This window comes from Nocardia sp. NPDC052112, assembly GCF_040680135.1.
Lineage (GTDB): Bacteria > Actinomycetota > Actinomycetes > Mycobacteriales > Mycobacteriaceae > Nocardia.
Genome location: NZ_JBFAWD010000059.1, coordinates 1 through 7,639, shown reverse-complemented (window position 1 = coordinate 7,639; position 7,639 = coordinate 1). Strand labels below are relative to the sequence as shown.

At 68.6% G+C, this 7,639-nt stretch carries 1 protein-coding gene; it reads right to left on the bottom strand.

The window, feature by feature from the left end; translation table 11 throughout:
- On the bottom strand, positions 1 to 7,639 hold a 7,639-nt coding region (locus AB0L58_RS42705; RefSeq protein WP_364397374.1), incomplete at both ends, for an SDR family NAD(P)-dependent oxidoreductase.

Here is a 7,639-nt window from a genome sequence, read left to right as displayed (position 1 = left end):
CCAGCCAACAACCCCGCACCCATCCCCACCCACTGACTCCCCTGCCCCGGAAAAACAAACGCCACCCGACGCGGCACCACACGACCCGACACCACCTCGACGGGCCCCTCGGGCGACGGTGCCTCCGACTCGATCAATCCGGCCAGGCCCGCCATCAATCCGTCGCGATCGCGACCGACAACCGCACCGCGCCACTCCAACTGCGACCGGTGACGCAGCAATGAATGCGCCACATCCGCCGCGTGGGTATCCGGGTGCGTGCGCAACCACTGCTCGAGCCGAACAGCCTGCTGCCGCAATGCCTCCGGACTCACCGCCGACAACATCCATGACATGGCATCCGAATCGGCTGGACCCGAATCTTGTGCGGCAATGGGAGATTCGGCGCGAGTCGGGAGCGGCGCCTCCTCCAGGATGGCGTGGGCGTTGGTGCCGCTGACACCGAACGACGACACGCCCGCGCGACGGGCACGCCCGTTGCGCGGCCACGGCCGCGACTCGGTCAGCAACTCCACCTCGCCGGCCGACCAGTCCACCTTCGGGCTCGGCTCGTCCACGTGCAGGGTTTTCGGCAGCGTCTCGTACCGCAACGCCAGCACCATCTTCATGACACCGCCCACACCCGCCGCGGCCGTGGTGTGCCCGATATTCGACTTCAACGACCCGAGCCACAGCGGCCCACTCGATCGCCCCTGCCCGTAGGTTCCGATCAGGGCCTGCGCCTCGATCGGATCACCCAGCGGCGTTCCCGTCCCGTGTGCTTCCACCGCATCGATATCGGTCGGCTCCAGCCCCGCGTTCGCCAACGCCGCGGTGATCACCCGCTCCTGCGAAGGACCATTCGGCGCCGACAAACCGTTACTCGCCCCGTCCTGGTTGATCGCGCTGCCCCGGACCACCGCCAGCACGGGGTGACCCGCGCGCTGCGCGTCCGACAGGCGCTCGAGCACGAGCATGCCGACGCCCTCGGAGAATGCCGTGCCATCTGCCGTGGCAGCGAACGACTTGCAACGACCCTCACGCGATATGCCGCGCTGCCTTGCGAAATCGATGGAGAGATAGGGATCGGCGTAGATGGTCGCGCCGCCCGTCAAGGCCAGCGAGGTCTCTCCCTGCCGCAGCGCCTGACAGGCCAGATGCAAGGCGACCAGCGACGACGAGCACGCGGTGTCCACGGTGACCGAAGGTCCTTCGATACCGAAGACATACGACAGCCGTCCCGACGTCACACTGCCCTGCGTGCCGGTGAGCCGATGGCCCTCGAACTCGGGGGTGACCCGGTTGAAATAGCCCGAGTAGCACGCCCCCACGAACACACCGGCATCGGTGCCGCGCAACGCGACCGGGTCGATTCCCGCGTTTTCCAATGCCTCCCAGGACGATTCGAGCAAATGACGCTGCTGTGGGTCCATCGCCGATGCCTCGCGCGGACTGATTCCGAAGAAGCCGGCATCGAAATCACCGGCGCCGTCGAGGAATCCGGCACGACGGCTGTACACGGTGCCCGGCTTGTCCGGGTCCTCGTCGAACAGCCGCTCCAGATCCCATCCGCGATCCGACGGGTACTCACTGGTCGCGTCGATTCCCCCGGCGAGAAGGTCCCACAACTCATCCGGCGACGTCACACCGCCCGGGAACCGGCAGCCCATCCCCACGATGGCAATCGGCTCGTCGGTCCGAGTCCGGCGGGCCACCTTCTTGGCCGGTTCGCTCGCGGCTTTCGGCTCCACCTTCGACAACACCAGTTTCGCCACCGCCGCGGGGGTCGGATAATCGAACACCAGAGTCGACGGCAGCTGAATACCGGTGGCCTTGTTCAGCCGGTTCCGGAATTCCACGCCACCCAGCGAATCGAAACCGATCTCGTCGAAGCGCCGATCGGGCCGGATATCGGCCGCCGAATCATGTCCCAGCACCGCCGCCGCCTGCGCCAGCACCACCTCCGACACCACGTCGGCACGCCGGGCCTCGGGCACCTGGGCCAACCGCTCGGCCAGCGCACCGGGCGCGGGCTTTCCCGCAGCCTTCGCCGGGCGCATCGAACGCGGAACGAAACCGCGCAAGACGGCCGGAACCGCATCGGGATCCGACACGCGCCGCAATACGCTCGGGTCGAACCGGATCGCGGCCGGACGCTCCTGCGAACCGGCGACCGCTTCATCGAACAACCGCAGGCCCTCGGCATCACCGAGCCGGCCCAGCCCCAGCCGCTCCCATCGTGCGAGTGCGGTGCTGTCCAGTTCCCCGGTCATGCCGCTGCCGGCGTTCCACGGCCCCCATGCCAGCGACACCGCAGCCGATCCCGCCGCGCGGCGCCGCTGCACCAGACCGTCCAGGAAAGCGTTGGCCGCGGCGTAATTGCCCTGCCCGGCCGAACCCAGCACCCCCGCCATCGACGAGAAGACCACGAACGCCGACATATCGCGGTCACGAGTCAGCTCGTCCAGATACCACGCCCCGTATACCTTCGGCGCCAGCACCCGGTCCACCTGTTCACTGGTCAGCGACTCCACGGTGCCGTCGTCGACAACACCCGCCGTATGCACCACCGCAGTCACACCGCCGTCGGAATCCATGGCGTCCAACAGGTTTCGCACCGCGTCACGGTCGCCGACATCACACGCGACCACGCGGGCATCGGCGCCCGCCCGGCCCAGTTCGGCGACGAGCTCGGACGCCCCCGGCGCCTCGGGACCCCGCCGCGACGACAGCACCAACCTGCGCACACCGTGTTCGGCGACCAGGTGCCGGGCGAACAACGCACCGAGACCACCGGTACCACCGGTGATCAAGACCGCGCCGTCGCCGAAAGCCGGCGCCGCGCCGGTGTCGCGCACCTCGTCGGCCTTCGATGTCCGGGTGAGCCTGGGCACCAGAACTCCCGCACCCCGCACCGCGGCCTGCGGCTCACCCGAGGCCAGCACCGCCGCGATCCGGTCGGCGCCCGACCGCTCGGTTGGATCCTCGTCGAGGAGAACGAACCGCCCCGGATTCTCCGACTGCGCACTGCGGACCAACCCCCACGCCGCGGCCGCCACCACATCCGGCACCTCGCCGGGCAGCCCCGCCCCACCGGTGGTGAGCAGCACCATTCGGACATCGGACAGTCGCTCCTCGGCAAGCCAGGATTTCACCGTGGCCAGCGTGCTGTGCACCCCGGCCCGCACCACTGCTGGACCATCCGCCGCCTGTTCCGGGACGCGCCACACCACGACTTCCGGAAGCTGTTCCGCCGCAACGAGTTCGGCGACGGAAGTGAATGACACGCCGATCCCCGGTACCGCCGAATCCGCGAGCACGGCCATCGACGGCGCCGGCGATCCGGCCGACGCTGCCGTGGCAGGCTCCCAGCGCACCTGGTACAGACCGGCCGCGCCCTCGGACAAGCCGCGCCGGAATTCCTTGGCGTCGTTGCGACGCATCATGACGGCGTCGATCGACAGGATCGGATTGCCGTTCGTATCGACGGCCGCGACGGCGATAGTGTTCACTCCGGCTTTCACCGCCATGACCCGCAGCTCCGTCACCTCCGTGGGCACCGGCGCGTGAAAACGCGCACCGCCCCACTGGAACAGCAACCACCCGGAATCGGGGTCGGGCTCCGCGGCCCGGAAAACCAAGCGGGACAGCCCGGCATGCACGACCAGCTCCATCAAGGCCGGATGCACACCGTGCCCGGACTCCGGTGCCGCGTCGGTGTCCAGCACGACCTCCGAGAAGACCGTGTCGCCACGCTGCCATACCGCCGGCACACCGATGAACGCCGGACCGTACTCGAGTCCGGTGTCCTCGGTGATCTGCGCCGGAAGCGTCAGCCGATCCACGTCCACGCGTTCGGCATCGGCCGGTGGCCACTCCTGGTCGCGCAGCTGCGACACCAACGCCGAATCGTCGGCCGGCTCCGCCGCGAACACGCCCGTGGCGTTGCGCACCCACTCCTCATCGGAGGCATTCCGATAGAAGAATTCGAACGAACGCCGCCCGGACTCATCGGCCGACTGCACCAGCACCTGCACATCGACCGCGTCCGCACCGGGCCGGATCGGCGCCTGCACCATGACTTCCTCGACCACCTCGCAGCCGATCCCGCGACCGGCGGCGAGCAGGAACTCGAGCAACAGCACGCCCGGAACCACCACGACGCCGTAGGCCATGTGGTCGGCGATCCATGGATGCGTACGCAACGAGAACCGGCCGGTGAACAACCATTCGTCGGTATCGGCGAGCTCGGTCACACCCGTCAGAATCGGATGACCTCCAGAGTCGCCTGCTGCCGCTTCGACAGGCTGCAGCCAGTACCGCCGATGCTGGAAGGCGTAGCTGGGCAACGAAACCCGCTGTGCACCGCGACCGGCCGACAGCGGGCGCAAGTCCACACTCATACCTGCCACATGGGCCTGTGCCAGCGCGGACACGAATTGCGTCGGCTCGTCGGCCGCACGCCGGGCCGCGGCGACCACCGTCGATGTGGCCTCCACATCCGGCATCTCGGCCAGGCACTGTCGAGTCATCGCGGACAACACGGCATCGGGGCCGATCTCCACGAACCGCCGCACCCCGGCCGCTACCGCGGTCTCGATACCCGGTGCGAACCGGACACAGCCACGCACCTGGTCGACCCAGTAACCCGGATCGGTCACCTCGGCGCCGGCCAGGGCACCCGACACATTCGACACGATCGGAACGGTCGGCTCGTGATAGGTCAATCCCATTGCCACACTGCAAAATTCATCGAGCATCGGCTCGATCAACGCCGAGTGGAACGCATGACTGACCCGCAACCGGGAGGTCTTGACTCCCTCGCCGGCGAGCTTGTCCTCGATCTCGGCTATCGCCGAGGCGTCACCGGACAGCACCACCGACGACGGACCGTTCACCGCGCCCATCGATACCCGGCCCTGGAACTCGGTCAGCATCCCGGCTGCCCGATCCTCGGGTACCGCCACCGCGAGCATCGCCCCGCCCTCGGGCAGCGCGCCCATCAGCCGCCCGCGTGCCACCACCAGGGCGCACGCATCCGCCAGCGACCACACCCCCGTCACACAGGCGGCCACCAATTCGCCGATCGAATGCCCGATCAGCACATCCGGCGCCATACCGAAGGACTCCACCAACCGGAACAGCGCCACCTCGAAGGCGAACAGCGCGGGCTGGGTGAACTCCGTGAGGTCCAGCAGCGCGGCCTTCTCCTCATCGAACATCAGCTCTTTCAGCGACCGGCCGAGCAGCGGATCGATCTGGGCGCACACCTGGTCCAATGCCGACGCGAACACCGGAAACGCGCCGTACAACTGCGCGCCCATCCCGGCTCGCTGCGCACCCTGACCGGTGAACAGGAACGCCGTCTTCCCCGGGATGACCTGCCCCTCGAGGACCGACGACGACGCCTCGCCCGAGGCGAGAGCGGCGAGACCGACCAGCACCTGTTCCCGGTCGCGGCCCACGACCGCGCCACGCCGATCGAAGTGTCCGCGTGTCTCGACCGAGGAATACGCGATATCGGCGACACCGGCATCGGGCCGGTCGATCATCCACTGCCGCAGCCGATCCGCCTGTGCGCGCAACGCCTCGTCGGACTTGGCCGACACCAGCACAGGAACCACATCGGTCGCCACCGCGGCGGCGTCTTCGTCCGGCGACGGCACGACCGCCGGCGCTTCCTCGAGAATCACATGCGCGTTGGTGCCGCTGATCCCGAACGACGACACACCCGCACGCCGCACCCGATCGGAGACGGGCCAGGGCTCGGCCTCGGTCAGCAATCGCACCGACCCTGCCGACCAATCCACGTGCGGCGTCGGCGCATCCACATGCAGCGTTCGCGGCAGAGTTTCGTGCCGTAGGGCAGCCACCATCTTGATGACACCACCGATACCGGCCGCGGCGACCGCGTGACCGATATTCGACTTCACCGACCCGATCCGCAAGGGCTCCGACCGGTCCTGCCCGTAGGTGGCGATCAATGCCTGCGCCTCGATCGGATCACCCAATGCCGTTCCGGTGCCATGGGCTTCGACCGCGTCCACATCCGATGCCCGGAGCCCGGCATTGGCCAGCGCCTGCGCGATCACACGCTCCTGCGATGGACCGTTCGGCGCGGTCAGGCCATTGCTCGCACCGTCCTGATTGATCGCGCTGCCGCGCACCACGCCGAGAATGTCGTGCCCCAGCCGTTGTGCGTCCGACAGCCGCTCGACCACGAGCACCCCGACGCCCTCAGACCACGTCACGCCGTCGGCCGCGGCGGCGAACGCCTTGGATCGCCCATCCGGCGCCAGCCCCCGCTGTCGCGCGAAATCCACGTACAGACTCGGACTCGCCGACACACTCACACCGCCCGCCAGCGCCAGCGATGCTTCCCCCTGACGCAATGCCTGGCACGCCAGGTGCAATGCGACCAGCGACGACGAACACGCGGTATCGACCGTGACCGCCGGGCCTTGCAGACCGAAAACATAAGAGACACGGCCGGATACCACGCTGTGTGATGTCCCGGTCAGCCGGAAACCTTCGTATTCACCGACGACCCGGGGCGAGTACCCCGACGAGCAAGCGCCGACGTAGACGCCGGTATCGCTGCCGCGCAGCGACGCGGGGTCGATACCCGCGTCCTCGAGCGCCTCCCAGGAGACCTCCAGCATCAGCCGCTGCTGCGGATCCATCGCCGCCGCCTCGCGCGGGCCCACGCCGAAGAAGCTCGCATCGAAACCGCCGGCGTCATCGAGGAAGCCGCCCTCCCGGGTGTACACGGTCCCCGGCTTATCCGGGTCCGCATCGAACAACCGCTCCAGATCCCAGCCCCGATCCGATGGGAACGGCGCGATCACGTCCCGTCCCGCCGCGACGAGTTCCCAGAGATCCTCGGCCGATCCGACACCACCCGGGAAACGGCAGCCGATACCGACGATGGCGATCGGCTCATCGGAGACGGCCCGGTGAGTCACTCGTGGCACATCGGGATCGATCCCTTCCAGATGTGCACGCACCAGCCGCGCCACCGCCATCGGCGTCGGGTGGTCGAAGATCAGGGTCGTGGGCAACGGCACACCGGTCGCCGATGCCAGGTTGCTCCGAAGCTGTTGTCCGCTCACCGAATCGAACCCGGCGGCGGTGAACGGCAGATCGGGTGCGACGGCATCGGCCGAATCATGGCCGAGCACCGCCGCGGCCTGTTCGACCACGACCTCGAGCACGAGCGCGTCGCGGTCACGCTCGGCCGCGGCGAACAACCGCGGCGCCAGCGGGCCCTCCACCACGGCACGCCTGCTTCGAACCGGGGACGCGGTGCGCTGCGGAGCCGGAAGCGGCTCCACGCCATCCAGCGTCCAGCACTGCCGCCGCTGGAACGCATACGTCGGCAGTTCCACCCGCTGTGCCGGTGGGGCCAGCAGTTCCGGTGCTACATCGATACCCACGCAGTAGGCATGTGCCAAGGCCGCGGCGAACTGCTGTCGGCCGCCGTGGTCGCGCCGCAGCGTGCCGACGACCGCGACCCGGTCCGCCAGCCCCATCGAATCCGCCGTCAACTCGATCGCCGTCGACACCACCGGATGCGGGCTCACCTCGATAAAGGCATTCGTCCCCGCACGCTGCAACGCCGCCACCGACTCCGCGAACCTGACCTGTTCACGCAGCCCCC